Genomic DNA, 16,500 nt, shown 5'->3' with positions numbered 1-16,500 from the left:
AAGCGAGCGCGCCCCGTTCGTCTAGCGGCCTAGGACGTCGCCCTCTCACGGCGGTAACACGGGTTCAAATCCCGTACGGGGTACAAAAAGAACTCCCGATCCGGACTCCCGGGTCGGGAGTTTTCGCGTTGGAACGCTCGGCGCGGTGACCTCCCTAGACTTCTTCGAAATCGATGTTTTCGCCTCCAGCGCGTTCACGGGCAACCCGCTCGCGGTAATCTGCGGCGCGGATAGCCTCACCGGTGAGCAGATGCAGCAGATTGCGTCGTGGACCAATTTCTCGGAGACGACGTTCCTGCTTCAGCCCACAAGCCAGGAGGCGGACTACCGCGTGCGCATCTTCACGCCCGTCGAGGAGTTCGATTTCGCCGGCCATCCCACCCTCGGCACCACTCGCGCGTGGCTCGAGCTCGGCAACACACCCCGCCAACCTGGCCGCGTGGTGCAGGAGTGTGGCGTGGGCAACGTCGAAGTACGCATCCAAGGCGACATGCTCGCGTTCGCCACGCCGCCTCTCAAGCGCAGCGGCGAGCTCACCGCGGAGGACAGGGACGCGGTGTGCGAGACCTTTGGCCTTGAGAAGCAGGTGCTTATCGACGCAGCCTACGGCGACAACGGACCCGGCTGGAAGCTTGCGCTCTTGGATGGCCTAGACGCGCTGAGGTCCCTAGAGCAGCCGACGGACAGTGATCTGAAAGTGGCGTTTGCGGCGCTGATCGGAGGTACGGATCCCGCGTACGAGCTGCGGGCGTTCACCCCGACCTTTGAGGATCCTGTGACGGGAAGCACAAACGGGGCGATGGCGCAGTGGCTGCGCGGAAGGGGAGACGTTCCCGCCCGATACTCGGTGTCGCAGGGCGCGTCGCTCGGCCGCGACGGCCGCGTGCAGATCCATGACGACGGCGGAGACATGTGGGTTGGTGGACGGGCACAGGTGCGGGTGCGGGGAGCGATAACCGTTCGATAGATCATGCGTTTGAACGCCTGGCGGGCGGTGTCGACGGCGTTCGTAGAGTGGTAGCTGTTTCCGGCAGAAAGGGGCCCATAATGGCCGAGTCTCTCGTCGCATCCCCGCGACTCATCCATGCAATCAACACCGCCGCGTGGGCGCACCGCGACCATGTTCGCAAAGGCACGGACATTCCGTACGCCTCCCACGTCTTCGGCGTGATGCACCTCGTTTCCCAGGTCACTGACGACGAGGACGTACTCATCGCGGCGCTCTTTCACGACATCCTGGAGGACGTCCCGGAAGAGTACAGCCCCGAGCGCATGGCCGAGGAGTTCGGCGACCGGGTCGTCGAGCTTGTTCGCGGCGTGACCAAAGACAGCACGCTTACGAGCTGGCAGGACCGCTCGGACGCGTACCTCGCGCATCTGCGCCAGGCGGAGGACGGCAGCGTGCTCATTTCTGCGGCTGACAAGTTGCACAATCTGTTGTCCATCCACGCGGACTTGGACGCCATCGGCGATGCGTTGTGGTCCCGGTTCAACTCGGGCAAAGTGCGCCAACTGTGGTGGTACCGCTCGGTGGCGGACCTGGTGCAGGAACGCCTGCCGGGAAACGCGCTCGGTGAGGAGTTGGAGCGCCAGGTTGCGCGGCTGGAGGCGCGTGGCGCATAAGGTGGTGCGCATGGACGTTTCCGCATAGACAGGCCTTCTTAGCGCCATCGGCGACACGCCGCATGTGGACCTCTCCGTTGGGTTCCGCGGGCGCGTGTGGGGCAAGCTCGAATCCTTCAACCCGGGTGGCAGCGCGAAGGATCGCACGGCGCGTGCGATGGTCGCCGCAGCCACGGCTCGGGGCCTGTTGCACCCCGGCCGGAGGGCTACGTGGCGGGGCAGGGGCGGCACGTCGGGCGCGCAGGTCGCGTCGAGATCACCGACGACGGCCGCGACATCTGGGTGGGCGGGCTGGTCACCGCGCGCGAGCGCGGCACCATCGAGCTGTAGGGGGGCGGCCTACGTCATCATCACCTTGGTCTTGGCGACCGCCTCGTCCATGCGGCTGATCGCGTGGTGCAGCCGGTGGCGCAGCCAGAGGCCGAGGAAGAGGAAGGGCAGCGCGAAGAGGACGAGGCTGCCGAGGGCTCGCCAGAAGTCCCAGCCGTAGGTGCCGAAGACCGCGGCGCGCATAGCGCGGATCGAGTAGGTTGCGGGCAGCCACGGGCTGATCGCCTGCGTCCAGCCCGGCAGCAGCTGCAGCGGGTAGGCGCCGCCCGCCGCCGAGACCTGGAGCACCAGGATGAGCACGCCCACGGCCTTGCCGGCGTTGCTCAGGGAGAGCACCAGCGTGTAGCAGATCAGGTGGAAGACCAGGCTCGAGACCCACCCCGCCATGAAGAGGAGGAAGGGGTGCGCGGGCTCGATGCCCACGTAGACGATGAGCCCCCCCATGAGGAGCGTGGATTGGGCCAGGCCGGTGGTCACGAACGTCAGGTAGCGGCCGAAGTACTTCTGGCCCTCGGTGAGGCGGTCGGGATCGACCACGTTCTGTTCGATGGAGCGGTCGTCCGTGCGCACGGCCACCGACGTCAACAGGGCGCCCACCCACAGGGCGAGCATCGTGTAGAGCGGGGCCATGCCGGCGCCGAAGCTGACGCGGGGGAAGACCTCCTTGCGCTCCACCTTAACTGGGTCGACGAGGGCGTCGGCGAGCACTTCCGGGTGGCTGGAGACGAGGTCGGCCAGCTTCGTCAGGTCCCCGCTCGAGCGCGCCTGCGCGATCGACCGCTGCGCCTCCTGCATCCTCGCCGCGTTGGCGCGCAGAGATTCCGCCGTGTCGCGCAGGTCCGAACCGGAGGCTTCGAGGGTGACGCGCAGCGAGCCGGGCCGGTTGGCCAGGGCCGAGGAGACGCCGTCCATGTCCGAGCGGGCCTTGTCGACGTTCGCGCGGACGTTGTCCAGCGAGCCCGACAGCGCCTCGAGGCGCGGGCGGATCCCGGTGTCGTAGGAATTCTTGGCCGAGTCCATCGCCTCGCGGGCCCGGGCGATCGAGTCCTTGATCTCCTGCCGGTCCGCGTTCTTCTCGTCCCGGCCGCCCTGCCCGGAGGTGAGGCGCGCGGCGGCGTCGTTGAGTCGGTCGCGCACGGCCGTCTGGCGGGCGATGGCGTCGTTGAGGTGGCCGACCACCGCGCGCACCCCCGGCTGGGCGTCGGGGGGAAGCGCTGGGGCGACTTGGCCGTTGATAGTGTCGCGCAGGTCCGTGTACTGCTTCACCTGGACATCGATGCGCGCGGCGATGTCCGTCAGGCTCGCGGCGGTGGCCTGGGAGGTGGCGGAGGAGTCCGCCATCAGCTGGTCGACGCGGTCGCTTACGGCGACAAAGCTTGCCGAAGTTGCCCCCAGCGCCGCCGCAAGCGCCGCGCCGTCTCCGCCGAGGCCCGCCCCGGTGGCCCCGAGGTCGACGGAGCGGACCTGCCCGAGGGAGTCGCCCAGCGCCCCGGAGATCCGCTCGGCGCTGTCGACGAGCGGCACGCTCGACTCTGTGAGCGCGGCGAGCGCGTCGACGGTGCTGGCGCTGGACAGCAGCTGGGCGCGGGCGCTGGCGGTGCGCGTCTCGATGGAGTCGAGTGCCTGCTTGGTCTCCGCCTCGTCGAAGAAGTCCGAGGTCGTCTCGATCAATCCGAAGGACACCTCGGCGAGGACTCTAGTAAACGACGCGCTGATCTGGGCGCTGACGCCCTGCGTGCCGCTGGAGATGAGCACCGGGGAGATGGGGTTCTTCTTCTCGTTGACGTAAAGGTCGATGCGGCTGGGTTCGGCGTTTCCGGCGTAGAAGGTGAACATGTCGTCGCTCAGCGTGGGCGGCAGGACGATGGCGGCGTAGTACTCACCGGACTTCGCGCCCTCGATGGCATCGTCGGCGTCGGTGATGACCCAGTCCATAGAGTCGTCGCGGTAGAGCTGGGAGAGGACCATGTCGCCGACGTTGACGGACAGCGGGGTGAAATCGCTCGTGTGGCCGCGGTCGGTGTTGGCCACCGCCACCTCGAGGCGCTCGGTGTTGCCGAATGGGTCCCACGTGGCCAGCACGTTGAACCAGGCGAAGAGGCAGGGGATGGCGATCAGGCCGACCATGACGATGCCCGCCATGACATTGGTGTAGAGTCGGCGCAGGTCGTTGTAGGCGATGGAGAAGACGGTTCTCATTTGGTGCCCTCGCTTTCGGCGTCCCCGGGCCCGATGGGGAAGCTGGTGCCGGCGGAGTCGTGGCGGTGTATTACGGCCTCGCGCCGCTCGGTGTCGCCGAGGCGCGAGACCTGTTCGGCGTCGACGAGGCTCTGCGTGAAGTACTCCACCGCGCCGAGGTAGAGGATGACCAGCAGCGACCAGCCGACGACGATGGCGAGCATGATCGTCTTGTCGGTGGGCAGGAGCATGGTGAGCAGGGTGATGATGGCGATGCCGACAACGCCCGCGCCGATTCCGCTGAAGATGAGGGTGCGGTAGTTCTCCCGCAGCATCCGCGCCCGCTTCTCGACGCGCTCGCGGAACTCATCCCGGTCCGACAGGGCGGCCATGATGTCGGACGCGCGGTAGGGCGAGCCCATGACCTCCACCTTCTCGTTGGTGATCAGGTTCGTGCGCGCGAGCTGGCGGTTGAACAGGAGGTTGGCGTGCGAGGAGGTGAGTCGGAACAGCCACCCCAGGGCGAAGGCCGCGGCGGACATGGCGAGAAGCGCCGCCAAAAAGCGGAGGTAGTGATGGCCGTAGAACCCGGCGATGGTCTCGCGCATCGCGTCGATGCCGTAGCGGAAGGGGAGGAAGGGGTAGATGCGGCGGAAGAAGGCGGGCATGAGCTCGATGGGGTAGAGGCCCGACGCGCCCGGGATCTGGATGACGACGAGGAAGACGGCAATGCCGCGGCCAATGTGGCCGAGCGCGGAGACGATGGAGTAGATGATCCCCGTGTAGGCGACCCCGATGGCGATTGCGGTGGCGAGAAAGGCCGTGACGGACTGCATCTGCACCCCGAAGGCCACGTTGCCGAGCGTCACCACGACGGCCTGGAGCACCGAGAGCGTGGCGAAGAGGAGGAAACGGCCGAGGTAGGCCTGGCCGACGGTGAGGCGGCGGAAGCCCTCGGTGTCGACCTCGACGCGGAAGATGATCGTCAGCACGAACGCGCCGATCCACAGGGCCAGGTTGGTGAAGAAGGACGCCATGGAGCTGCCGTAGTTCTCCGTGGGGAAGACGGCCTGCTGCTCGACGGTGACGGGCGAGGAGATGTACTCGCCGATCTTCGCGGAGTTGAGGTTCGTGACAGTGTTGAGGGCCTCCGAGTCGGAGGTGGCCAGGAGGGCGTTGATGTCGGACTGGGCGGAGCGGGCACCAACGGCAAGCGTGCCGAGGTTGCCCGAGACCTCGTCGAGGATGCCGAGGCTGGCCACGAGCTGGTTGTCCACCCCGGCGAGCAGGGAGGTCGTTTCCTCGCGGAGGGCACGCTGGCTGCTCAGCGCGCCGCGCACGGAGGCGACGCTGCCGGAGGCCTGCGCGAGCGAGGCGTTGATCGCGGGCACGGACTCGCCGAGCTGCGTGCTCGCGTCGCGCGCTGCGGCGTTGGAGTCGGCGGTCGCGGCTTCGAGGGAGTCGCCGAGCTCGCCTATCGACGCCAGCGCGGCGCCCGCGCTGCGGTCCACGTTGTTCAGGCCGTCGAGGATGGCGCGGGAGGCGGCGGTACGTTCCTCCAGCGCGCTGACCGCGGCGTCGAGCTGAGCGCGGACCTCGGGCGATAGGGCGGCCCCGGCCGAAATGGCGCGCAGCTGCGCGACGGCGGATTCGCCCTGCTTGACCACGTCGTCGACCTCGCCGACGGCGGAGCGCACCCGCCCCTGGGCGGTGCCGAGCTGGCCCGTCGCCTCCGCGATGGAGGCGTTGGCGGAGGCGGCGCCGAGGCTGAGCGCGTTGGTGGACTCGACGAGCGCGGTCGACGTGTCGGCGCTGAAACCGGCGGAGGACTTCTGCAGCTCGGCGATGATCCCCTCGGCCTCGCCGAGGGAGGAGTCCACGGACCCGAGGGTGTCGTCGACGGAGCCGACGAGGGTGTTCAGCTCGGCGACGACCGGGCGCGCCCCGCTGATGCTCTGCTTCATCGTGGCCACCCGCCCCTGGGCGGCGTCGAGGTCGGCGGCAATTTGGCCGAAGCTCCCGGAGGCCTTGCCTCGGACCTCCTCGGCGTCGTCGCGCGACGCGAGCCCCGTGTTGCGCAGCTCGGTCGCCGCGGCCTCGCCGACCTTCTTCTTGAAGGCCTCGGACACGGCCGTGTCGACGGCGGAGGCGCCGGCGTCGGTGATCGAGGGGGCGACGCCATTGCTCTTCTCGTTGACGTAGTACTCGAGCACTGGCTGCGTGTAGGTGCCGCTGACCAGGCTCAGCATGTCCTCGCTGAACTCGGGCGGGATGAGGAACATGGCGTAGTAGTCGCCGCGCATGAGCCCGTCGCGGGCCTCGTCCTCGGGGAGGAACACCCACCCGATCTTGTCGTTGCCCTTGAGCTGTTCGGTAATCTGCTCGCCGATGTCGACCTCGCCAACGCGCTCGGCGGAGGCGCCGCGGTCGTTGTTGACCACCGCGATGCGGATGTTCTGGGTGTGGGCGTAGGGGTCCCAGAAGGCGTTGATGTTGAACCACGCGTAGAGCGCGGGGATGATGAGCACGCCGACGATGATGATGAAGGCCCGGGGAACGCGCAGTAGGCGACGAATGTCTCGTCCAAGAATCTGCCCGCTCTTTCTCACGTGGCGAGCGTACCCTCGAACGGAGCCTTAGGCGAAACGTCCCGCGGCGGCCCCGCCGGCCCGGAACGCATAAGCTGGCGTTCATGCTTTCCGAAATATCCCCGGGCCTGCTCGCTGCAGTGGGCGGCACGCCCCTCGTTTTCCTTCCCGAGCTCGGCGGCGGGAACGCCCGGGTCTGGGCCAAACTCGAGTCCTTCAACCCCGGCGGCAGCGCCAAGGACCGCACAGCCCGCGCCCTCGTCGCCGACGCCCTCGAGCGCGGCGTGCTCGGCCCGGGCGGCGTCGTCGTGGAGTCGAGCTCCGGAAATCTGGGCGTGGCTCTCGCCCGCGAGGCGGCCGTCGGCGGGGGGGAGTTCCACTGCGTCGTCGACCCGCGCACCAACCAGGCCACGCTCGCCCACATGCGCGCCCTCGGCGCGCACATCCACCCGGTCGAGGAGCCCGACCCTGAGACGGGGGACTGGCTCACCGCGCGACGCGCGCTGGTGGGGCGTAGGGCCGGCGGGGGGGTAGGGTGGGATAAAAGGACCCCCCCCGCCGGCCCCCCCCCCCCCCCCCGCGGGGGGGGGGGGGCGGGGGGGGGGGCGGGGCGCCCCCCCCCCCCCCCCGCCCCCCCCCCCCCCGCCGCCCCCCCCCCCGCCCCCGGGGGGGGGCCCGCCCGCCACATCCGCGACAACGGTCTGCCCACCCGCGCCATCGCCGTCGACGCCGAGGGCTCCGTCCTCTTCGGCGGCACCCGGGGCGAGCGCATCCTCCCCGGCTACGGGGCGGGTGTCGTCACCGAGCTGTCGCGCGAGACCGTTCCTGACGAGGTGATCCGGGTCAACGCGCGCGACGCGGTGGCGGCGGCGCGGCGCTGCGCGCGGTCAACCGGCTTTCTGCCCGGTGCCTCGGGCGGGGCGGTGTGCGTGGGCGTCGAGAAGCTCGCGCGCGAGAACGAGGGGGCGGAGATCGTGGCGGTCTTCCACGACGACGGCCGCGCGTACCTGGATACGATCTACAACGACGAATGGGTCGAAAGGAACGTGAACTGATGAGGGCAGCGATCATCGGGGCCGGCCCGCGCGGGCTCTGGGCCGCGGAGGAGCTCATGGCCAGGGCGCGCGAGCGTGGCGCGGCGATCGAGCTGGACGTCTACAACGACGGCCCCGTCAGCGGTGCGAGCGGGCCCGGCGCCTACCAGCCCGGCCTGCCTGCCCAGTGGCTGCTCAACGTCCCCTCCGAGGTCGTGGAGACGCACCTCGGGACGTTCAACGACTGGCGCGGGGCGGGCGACACCTTCCCGCCGCGCCGCGAGGTCGCCCGCTTCCTCGCCGCCTCCTGGGCAGCGCTCGCAGCGCACGTGCCGCTCTCGTGCTCGCTGAGCTTCGTGGATGCGCGGGTGCGGGAGGTCGCACCCGCCGGGGAGGGGGTCGATGTCGAGGGCACGCTTTACGACGAAGCCCTGCTCACCACCGGCCACGCCCACGACTGGCCCGGCGCCCTGACCCGCGGCGGGGTCGAGGGTGTGGGCAAGGTGCTCAGCGCTTTCGCTCCCGGCGACCTGGACGCGGTGACCGAGGCGGATATCGCGATAGTCAGGGGTGCCGCCTTGACTTTCGTTGACGTCGTGCGCCACGCCCGGGCCGGGGTGTTCTACCCGTTGACCCGGGGCGGGCGCTTCATGGCCGTCAAGGCCTTCCTGCCCGACGACGTCGCGGCGCAGCTCGGCCCGGCGCTGGCGCTCGCGCGGGAGCGGATCCGCACGGCGGAGGGCTTTGAAGACGTGTACGAGGCCCTCGTCGAGCTTTCCGGTGAGGTCCTCGCCGCGAGCGGGGCCGGCCCGGACGAGGCGGGCGTTCGCGCGGTGTTGGACGGCAAGGACCGCGCGGACCCCGTCGAGGATCTGCGCGCCTCCCTCGGGGTCGCGCTCGGTGAACGCGCCTGGACGCCCGAGGCGGCGGTGGGCTACGCCTTCCGCGCCGCCTACGACGCGGTGATCGAGCGATCCTCCTTCGGCGGCCGCGACTCCATCGGCGGCGAGCGCTTCGGCAGGCTCACCCGCACTCTCGAGCGCGTCGCCTTCGGCCCTCCCGCTGAAACTGCCGGGGAAGTGCTCGCCCTCATCGACTCCGGGCGCATCCGCACGGACCTGCTCGGGCGCGGGGACGAGGACCTGGCGCAGCTCGCCCGCGAGGTCGGCGCCTCCGCCGTCATCGACGCCGTCAATGCCCCGCCCGGCCTCGTCGAGGGCACCCTCGAGGCGGAGCTGGTGCGCCGCGGCATCGGCCGGGAGCACCCGGAGACCGGCTCGCTCATGGTCGAACGCGACGGCACCCTCGCGGGCCAGCGCCACATCGCCGCCGCAGGCAGAGTGAGCGAGGGGTGGATCCTCGGGCACGACACGCTGCGCCGCGGCGAGCACGAGGTCATCCCCGCGTGGGCGCGTCGCGTGACACGTGCCGCGCTCGCCGACCCGGAGCGGGTCCACGGCCTGCCGCCGCTGCGGCCGCGCGAGGTGAGCTGGTGGCGTGAACTGCTGGGGGATGGGCAGGAGTGCGCCCGGCTCGTCGAAACGTTTGGCAGCCCCGTCAACGTCGTCAACCCCGCACCGATGCGTGACAACATCGACGAGCTCGTGCGCGCAGGGGCCGCGGCGGGCGTGGAGACGAAGGTGTTCTTCGCTCGCAAAGCCAACAAGGCGCTGGTATTCGCCGACGAGGCGCGCGAGATGGGCCACGGCGTCGACGTCGCCAGCGAGAACGAGCTGCGCCAAGTGCTCGAGCGGGGGATGCCCGGGGAGCGGATCATCTGCTCCGCGGCGATCAAGCCCGACCGGCTGTTGGCCCTGGCCATCGACAACGCGGTGGTTATCTCCGCGGACAGCCGCGCGGAGGCGGAGCGCATCGCTCGGCTCGCCACCGCGCGCGGCGCGGTGGCCAAGGTCGCGCCCCGGCTCGCCCCGGACCCGCGCACGATGCCGCCGACTCGCTTCGGCGAGCGCCTCGACGCCTGGGCGGAGTACTTTCGCACGCCGCGCCGAAACCTCGGGGTCGTGGGAATCCACGCGCACCTGCACGGCTACGCGGCGGCGGACCGCGCGTCCGCGCTGCGCGAGTGCATGCGGCTTGTTGACGCGCTGGCTGCATCCGGCCACGCGCCCGCGTTCGTGGACATTGGGGGAGGTGTGCCCATGTCCTACCTGGCGGATGAGGCGCAATGGCGCGCGTACCAGCACGCGATCGCGCTGCAGCGCAGCGGTTACGCCGAGCCCTTTACCTGGAAGACCGACCCGTTGCGCAACACGTACCCGTACTGGCAGGAGCCGACGCGCGGCGCGTGGCTCACCGAGGTACTCTCCGGCGGCGTCGCAGAGGCGCTGCGCGAGCGCGGGTTGCGTCTGCATCTTGAGCCGGGGCGCTCGCTTGTCGACGGCTGCGGGCTAACCCTTGCCGAAGTCGCCTTCGCCAAGACCCGTTCCGACGGCGTGCCCCTGGTGGGCCTAGCCATGAACCGCACCCAGTGCCGCACGACGTCGGATGACTTCCTCATCGACCCCTACCTGGTCAAGCGGACCTCGCCGAGCGAGGAGATCGAGGCGTTCTTGGTCGGCGCCTACTGTATCGAGGACGAACTGATCCTGCGGCGGAAGATCCGCTTCCCCCGCGGTGTCGCGGCGGGAGACCTCGTCGCGATCCCGAACACCGCCGGCTACTTCATGCACATCCTTGAGAGCGCCTCGCACCAGATCCCGCTGGCCAAGAACGTGCTGTGGCCCTCGGGCGAGCTGGACGACATCGACCGTCGCTAGCACCCGCCCCCCAACAGCACCAGCGCCCCGCCACCGAAGTGGCGGGGCGCCGATCGCGCTCGGTCAGGTCCGGGCTAGATATTGAACTGGTTGCGGATGTCCGTCATCAGCTGCGGGTTGGCAATGAGCACGATGGAGGCGAGCGCCGCCAGGATCGCTGCCAGCACCGAGAAGACGGTGATGATGATGCCGAAGGTGCTGCTGCCGCTCGAGCTGCCGCTGTCACCGGTGGACGGCTTGTCGGTCTTGGTCGTCGGCTCGGTGCTCGTCGGGCTCGTCGTGCTCGTCGGGGTCTCCGAAGTCGCGGAGGACTCCGAGGTCGACGTGGTCGTCGAGGTCGTCGTCGGCTCGGTGCTCGTCGTGGTGGCCGGAGAAGTCGTGGTGGCCGGAGAAGTCGTGGTGGCCGAGGTCGTGGTAGGCGTCGGCTCTGCGCTCGTCGTGGTGACCGGGGCTGCAGTGGTGGTCTCCGCCGGGGTGGACTGCTCGGTGGTGGTCTCCGCCGGGGTGGTCTGCTTGGTGGTGGTCTCCGCCGGCGTGGTCTGCTCGGTGGTGGTCTCTTCCGGCTTCTCCTGCTCCTTCTTCTGGATGGTCACCTGGTCAACCACGTACGGGGTGTTGATGTTGTAGGTGGTGAGCTTCAGCTCGGTCGGGGATACCTCGACGTTGGTGTAGTCAGGGTTGTAATCCTGGCGCCAGCGGGCGGTGGACGCGTGCGCCAGGTCGCGGGCGTACTGCTCGCGAATGTTGGGGTGCGTCTCGCCGAACTTGTCCTGGAAGTCGTAGTACTTGCCGCCGGTGGCGGTGGTGGAGGTGACGTAGAGCACCTCGCCGTCCTCCGGGAGGAGCAGGTCGCCGGACTTGGCGGCACCCTCTGGGATAACCGGGTTGAAGCCGTCCATCAGGTGGGTGCGGGTGTAAATGTGGTCGTGGCCGCTGAGGACCAGGTCCACGCCGGCCTCGGACAGCTTCGGCGTCAGGCTGTTGCGCAGCTCAACCACGTCAGAGTCCGTGTAGTGAGTGCCCTGGGAGAACGGTGCCTGGTGGATGCCCACGATGACCCAGTCCGCGTCCGCACCGTGCTGGGCGATGGTGTCGTTTACAAACTTCGCGTGACCGTCGATGTCCGACTTGCTGGAACGGTTGCCGTCCAGGCCGATGAACAGCACGTTGTTGTAGTTGAAGAAGTAGTTGGCGGACGTGCCCACCTCGTTGGGGAGGAAGTACGTGTCCTGGAAGTGGCGGTCCGGCGCGTACGTCTCGTGGTTGCCCTTCAGCACCGCAAGGCGGTAGTTCTGCAGCTTCTCCGGCGCGGTGAACGCCTCCAGCTGCTTGACCGGCGCACCCCAGCCCTCGGCCTGGTCGCCCAGGTGCATGATGAAGGCGGAACCCGGGTGCTCGCCGGTAGCCACGTTCACCGCCTTGTTCCAGGCTGCGGCCTGCTCGCGAATCTTCAGGTCCACGCCGATCTGCGCGTCTGCCATGGCGAGGAAGTTCCAGGTGTCGGTGTTAGCCCCGGTGGTGAACGAGCGCGGCTCGGTCCAGCCGCTTTGAGCGCTGCCCACGCGGTAGACGTACTCGGTGTTCGGCTCGAGCCCGGTCATTGTCGCCTCGTGGGGGTAGGAGATCGCCGCGTTGTACCTGCCCGCCTTGGACTGAACGTTGGTCACGTCCCCCGGGTTGTTCGCGGGCCAGTACTGCAGCTGCTGCGTCTCCGAGTCCTTGGACTGCCAGGCCAGGTTCGCTTCGGTGGCATCGGAGCCGATGCCGAGGACAATGCGGCTGATCTTCGTGTTGACTGCGTCCGCCGGTGCGGCGACGGCGGTGGTGGGGGCGAGGAGCGATACGACAACTGCGGTGGCGACGGCGCTGCGGCGCAGCGGGCGGGTCTGAGAAGAGCGCGAGGTGGTCATGACTACGTACTCAACTCCACCGGTTTTAACAGCCGGTTACAAGCATCGTGTCACCTGATTGAAATCAAGGTGAATTTAAGGTGACTACGCACTGCTGAAATTGCGCGGGTCTGGCAGCTGGTTGAAAGTGGGCTGCATGAGCCCTCAGTTCCGCGCCAACCGCCGCGTCTTCCTCCAAGCCGTCGCAGCCGCCGCTGCCGCCACCGCCGTCGGTACGGGCGGAGCGTACGCCGCCCGCCGCGGCACCGTCTCCACCCCGGAGGAACCCACCCCCGCGGACCAGTGGGACCTGCCGTTCCTGCACGGCGTCGCCTCGGGCGACCCGCTGGCCGACCGCGTGGTGCTGTGGACTCGCGTGACCCCCTCCCGCGAGGCGCTGCCCGGGTCCGGCCTTGGTGAGGACGTGGAGCTGGAGTGGCAGATTGATACCTCGGAGGAGTTCCGCAACCCGACAACAGGCACGGTGACGGCCACGGCGGAATCCGACCACACCGTCCACGTGGATCCGGAGGGGCTGAAGCCGCGAACCGAGTACTTCTACCGCTTCATTGTGAAGAGCGGGGCGTTCAAGGGCTCGACCTCGCCGGTTGGGCGCGCGCTGACCGCGCCGGCTGCGGACACGGAGCTCGACCGCCTCAACCTGGCCATCGCCTCGTGCGCGAACTGGGAGTCCGGTTTCTTCAACGCCTACGGTGACATGGCGCAGCGCGCCCGCGGCGGGGAGATCGACCACGTGGTGTTCCTGGGCGATTACATCTACGAGTACCCCACCGGCGAGTACGCCGGCAAGAGCGGTGTCGCTCGGATGCACCACCCCGAATGGGAGATCACCACCCTGGAGGATTACCGCCAGCGCTACGGCCGCTACCGCACCGACCTCCACCTGCAGGCCGCGCACGCGGCGTGCCCATGGATCGTGGTGTGGGACGACCACGAGACGGCGAACAACAGTTGGCGCGAGGGCGCGGAGAACCACACTGACGGCCGCGTCGAGGGCGAGTGGCCGGAGCGCATGGAGGCCGCGGTCCAGGCCTACTACGAGTGGCTCCCGGTGCGCGCCCAGTCCGCCGAGGACGAGCGCCTGCTCTACCGCACCTTCAACTTCGGCACCCTGGCCCAGCTGACCATGATGGATCTGCGCACCTACCGGGATCAGGAAACCTCTGGTGACCACTTCGGCGACGATGAGCGCACGATGTTGGGGCATAAACAGTTCAAGTGGCTCGCCGAGCAGCTGCAAAACTCCAACGCCCGCTGGGACGTGCTGGGCAACTCGGTGATGATTTCCCCGATGCGCTTCGTCACCATCCAGAACAACGAGAAGGCCAACGTCGCCTCCGGCTACATCAAGGAGCGGGCCACCGGCATTGCGGTGAACTCGGACCAGTGGGACGGCTACGCCGCGGAGCGCGATCGGCTGCTGACCATGCTGGACGAGCAGGAGTCCAACGCCCTGTTCCTCACCGGTGACATCCACTCCGAGTGGGCCAACTCCATTTCCTCCCCGTCGGGTTTTGGCGAGATCGGCTGCGAGATGGTCACCACCTCGATCTCCGCGCCGAACGTGGACGAGATCCTCACCACCACGTTTGGCACCTACCACGCGGAGGACAACTCCACCTCGCTGCTGGTGGAGAAGGTCATCCGCGACTACAACCCGTGGGTCAACCACATCGACTTTGATTCGCACGGTTACGGCGTTGCGAGCATCAACTACAACCACGTGGACATGCTGTACTACCGGGTCTCCGACGTTGAGGATCCGGATGCCACGGTCGGCCTCGCCACGAAGCGCACGTGGCGCATCGGCGAGGGATTCGTCAAGGCCTAAAGCGAGCTCTAGAGCGCGGCCTCGAGCTCCGCGCGGGCGGCGAGGAGCGCGTTGCCCCACTTGCCGGCGGGGGAGGGCTTGAGGCGCTCGGCTGGGCCGGAGACGGACAGGACCGCGGCGAGGGCGCCGTCGGGCTGGAATACCGGGGTGGAGACTGAGGCGAGGCCGACTTCTCGCTCGGCAACTGACTCGGCGAGCCCGGTGTCGGTGACGGCTTGAAGTTCTTCGGGCGGGAACAAGTGTGCGTCGACAAGCGAAAAAGCCCCGAACACGCGCGCGGCGGAGCCGGCGGTGAGCGGCAGCTGTGAGCCGACGGGAACGGTGTAGGTGAGGCCGGAGGCGGGCTCCTCGGAGGCGACGCAGGTGCGGGTGTCGCCCGTGAGCTCGTAGAGTTGGACGGATTCCCCGGTTGTGGCGACGAGCCCGCGCATGATCGGCACCGCAACTGTGAGCAGACGCGGCGAGGTGCCGGAAGCGAAGCCGGCCAGCGCGGGGCCGATGGTCCAGGCCCCTGACTCGGTGCGGCTAAGCACGTGGTGGACCTCCAGCGCAGTGGCGATGCGGTGGGTGGTGGCCCGCGGCAGACCGGTATCCTCGCTGAGGCTGGCCAGGGTCTTGTCGCCCCTGCTTACGGAGCTGACAATCGCAATCGAGCGGTCCAGCACTTTGATGCCGGAGTCTTCGTTATACTGTCCCACGACATGGATAGTAGCATTCCGCATACTGGAACGCCGGGCGTTGGGTGCGGTGCCGGTGCGGGCGCGCGAGGACAGGAGGATCAGGTGGCGGACAAACCGTTGACGCTGGCAGAGAAGGTGTGGCGCGACCACGTCGTGACCAAGGGGGAAGACGGCCAGCCGGATCTCATCTACATCGACTTCCAGCTGCTGCACGAGGTCACCTCCCCGCAGGCGTTCGACGGCCTGCGCATGGCCGGGCGAGCGATGCGCCACCCGGAGCTGCACCTCGCTACCGAGGATCACAACGTGCCCACCGAGGGCATTGTCTCCGGCGACCTGCGTGAGATCGCCGAGCCGACGTCGCGCACCCAGGTGGCCACGCTGCGCAAGAACTGCGAGGAGTTCGGCGTCACCCTCCACCCGATGGGCGACATCCAGCAGGGCATCGTGCACACCGTGGGCCCGCAGCTGGGTATCACGCAGCCGGGCATGACCATCGTGTGCGGCGACTCCCACACCTCCACCCACGGCGCGTTCGGCTCCATCGCCATGGGCATCGGCACCTCCGAGGTCGAGCACGTGATGGCCACCCAGACGCTGCCGCTGAAACCGTTCAAGACCATGGCGGTGGAGGTGTCCGGGGAGCTGGCCGAGGGAGTCACGGCCAAGGACTTGATCCTGGCCATCATCGCCAAGATCGGCACCGGCGGCGGGCAGGGCCACATCATTGAGTACCGCGGCGAGGCCATCGAGAAGCTCTCCATGGAAGCGCGCATGACCATCTGCAACATGTCCATCGAGGCGGGCGCGCGCGCCGGCATGGTCGCTCCGGACCAGAAGACGTTCGACTACGTGGAGGGCCGCCAGTACGCGCCGAAGGGCGCCGATTGGGATGCGGCGGTGGAGTACTGGAAGACGCTACCCACAGACGAGGGTGCCGAGTTTGACACCGTGGTGGAGATCAACGGCTCCGCGCTGACCCCCTTTGTCACCTGGGGCACGAACCCGGGCCAGGGCCTGCCCCTGTCCGAGAACGTCCCGGACCCGGAGGACTTCGCCGACGAGGCCTCCAAGCAGGCCGCCGCGAAGGCCCTGCAGTACATGGACCTGACCCCTGGCACGCCCCTGCGCGACATCGCGGTGGACACGGTCTTCCTCGGGTCCTGCACCAACGCGCGCATTGAGGACCTGCGCGCGGCGGCGGAGGTCGTGCGCGGCCGCCACATCGCCGAAGGCACCCGCATGCTGGTGGTGCCCAGCTCGACCCTGGTGAAGGAGCAGGCGGAGGCGGAGGGCCTGGACCGCATCTTCACCGAGTTCGGCGCAGAGTGGCGCACCGCAGGGTGCTCGATGTGCCTGGGCATGAACCCGGACCAGCTGGCTCCGGGGGAGCGCTCCGCGTCCACGTCCAACCGCAACTTCGAGGGCCGCCAGGGCCCCGGCGGGCGCACCCACCTCGTCTCGCCGCTGGTGGCCGCGGCCACCGCCGTCACCGGCCACCTGGCCAGCCCCGCAGACCTGGCAGACGCCACCCCCGCATAGCAGCAGC

At 68.8% G+C, this 16,500-nt stretch carries 10 protein-coding genes, 1 tRNA gene and 1 pseudogene; 8 read left to right on the top strand and 4 right to left on the bottom strand.

Annotation, left to right across the window (positions count from 1 at the left end; translation table 11 throughout):
• Positions 1-10 precede the first annotated feature (10 nt).
• The 3 genes from BN4252_RS05170 to BN4252_RS05160 all read left to right on the top strand — a co-directional run bounded on the left by BN4252_RS05170 (position 11) and on the right by BN4252_RS05160 (position 1,623).
• A tRNA-Glu gene (locus BN4252_RS05170) sits at positions 11-83 on the top strand.
• Positions 84-145: 62 nt separating this feature from the next.
• Positions 146-967, top strand: coding sequence for a PhzF family phenazine biosynthesis protein (locus tag BN4252_RS05165; RefSeq protein WP_066527005.1), 822 nt, complete (start codon positions 146-148; stop codon positions 965-967).
• A gap of 80 nt (positions 968-1,047) precedes the next feature.
• On the top strand, positions 1,048-1,623 hold the full coding sequence (locus BN4252_RS05160) for an HD domain-containing protein (protein ID WP_066527002.1): 576 nt from the start codon (positions 1,048-1,050) through the stop codon (positions 1,621-1,623).
• 339 nt (positions 1,624-1,962) lie between these two features.
• Here the strand turns inward: BN4252_RS05160 and BN4252_RS05145 are convergent, their stop codons facing one another.
• Positions 1,963-4,152: a YhgE/Pip domain-containing protein gene (locus BN4252_RS05145; RefSeq protein ID WP_066526998.1), complete on the bottom strand. Its 2,190-nt coding sequence runs from the start codon at positions 4,150-4,152 to the stop codon at positions 1,963-1,965.
• Positions 4,149-6,740, bottom strand: coding sequence for a YhgE/Pip domain-containing protein (locus BN4252_RS05140; protein WP_078056782.1), 2,592 nt, complete (start codon positions 6,738-6,740; stop codon positions 4,149-4,151). Before BN4252_RS05140 ends, BN4252_RS05145 begins: the two co-directional genes overlap by 4 nt.
• 83 nt (positions 6,741-6,823) lie before the next feature.
• On the opposite strand from BN4252_RS05140, the pseudogene BN4252_RS11570 reads away from it, so the two are divergent.
• From BN4252_RS11570 to BN4252_RS05130, 3 genes and pseudogenes are all read left to right on the top strand, one after another.
• Positions 6,824-7,138 (top strand): annotated as a pseudogene (locus BN4252_RS11570) (pyridoxal-phosphate dependent enzyme); the annotation flags it as partial.
• A gap of 414 nt (positions 7,139-7,552) precedes the next feature.
• Positions 7,553-7,774, top strand: a complete 222-nt coding sequence (locus BN4252_RS11565) for a hypothetical protein (RefSeq protein ID WP_316244776.1) — start codon at positions 7,553-7,555, stop codon at positions 7,772-7,774.
• Positions 7,774-10,530, top strand: coding sequence for an FAD/NAD(P)-binding protein (locus tag BN4252_RS05130; protein WP_078056781.1), 2,757 nt, complete (start codon positions 7,774-7,776; stop codon positions 10,528-10,530). The genes BN4252_RS11565 and BN4252_RS05130 overlap by 1 nt, the downstream gene beginning before the upstream one ends.
• 74 nt (positions 10,531-10,604) lie before the next feature.
• Here BN4252_RS05130 and BN4252_RS05125 read toward each other — a convergent pair whose 3' ends face one another.
• Complete coding sequence (locus BN4252_RS05125) at positions 10,605-12,440, bottom strand: purple acid phosphatase family protein (protein WP_066526970.1); 1,836 nt, start codon at positions 12,438-12,440, stop codon at positions 10,605-10,607.
• A gap of 136 nt (positions 12,441-12,576) precedes the next feature.
• Between BN4252_RS05125 and BN4252_RS05120 the strand changes: the two genes are divergently transcribed.
• Positions 12,577-14,271, top strand: coding sequence for an alkaline phosphatase D family protein (locus BN4252_RS05120; RefSeq protein WP_066526964.1), 1,695 nt, complete (start codon positions 12,577-12,579; stop codon positions 14,269-14,271).
• A gap of 8 nt (positions 14,272-14,279) precedes the next feature.
• Here the strand turns inward: BN4252_RS05120 and BN4252_RS05115 are convergent, their stop codons facing one another.
• Positions 14,280-14,993 carry an IclR family transcriptional regulator gene (locus BN4252_RS05115; RefSeq protein WP_066526962.1) on the bottom strand — a complete coding sequence of 238 codons (714 nt, stop codon included), beginning with the start codon at positions 14,991-14,993 and terminating at the stop codon, positions 14,280-14,282.
• A 60-nt stretch (positions 14,994-15,053) separates the two neighbouring features.
• Here BN4252_RS05115 and leuC point away from each other — a divergent pair, with 60 nt between their 5' ends.
• The gene (leuC, locus tag BN4252_RS05110) at positions 15,054-16,493 is read left to right on the top strand and encodes a 3-isopropylmalate dehydratase large subunit (protein WP_066526958.1); all 1,440 of its coding nucleotides are present in this window, start codon (positions 15,054-15,056) and stop codon (positions 16,491-16,493) included.
• Positions 16,494-16,500 lie beyond the last annotated feature (7 nt).

Origin of the sequence: Corynebacterium bouchesdurhonense, from assembly GCF_900078305.2 — a bacterium.
Lineage (GTDB): Bacteria > Actinomycetota > Actinomycetes > Mycobacteriales > Mycobacteriaceae > Corynebacterium > Corynebacterium bouchesdurhonense.
The sequence above is the reverse complement of the archived record's forward strand: the minus strand, read 5'-3'. Positions and strand labels throughout refer to the sequence as shown.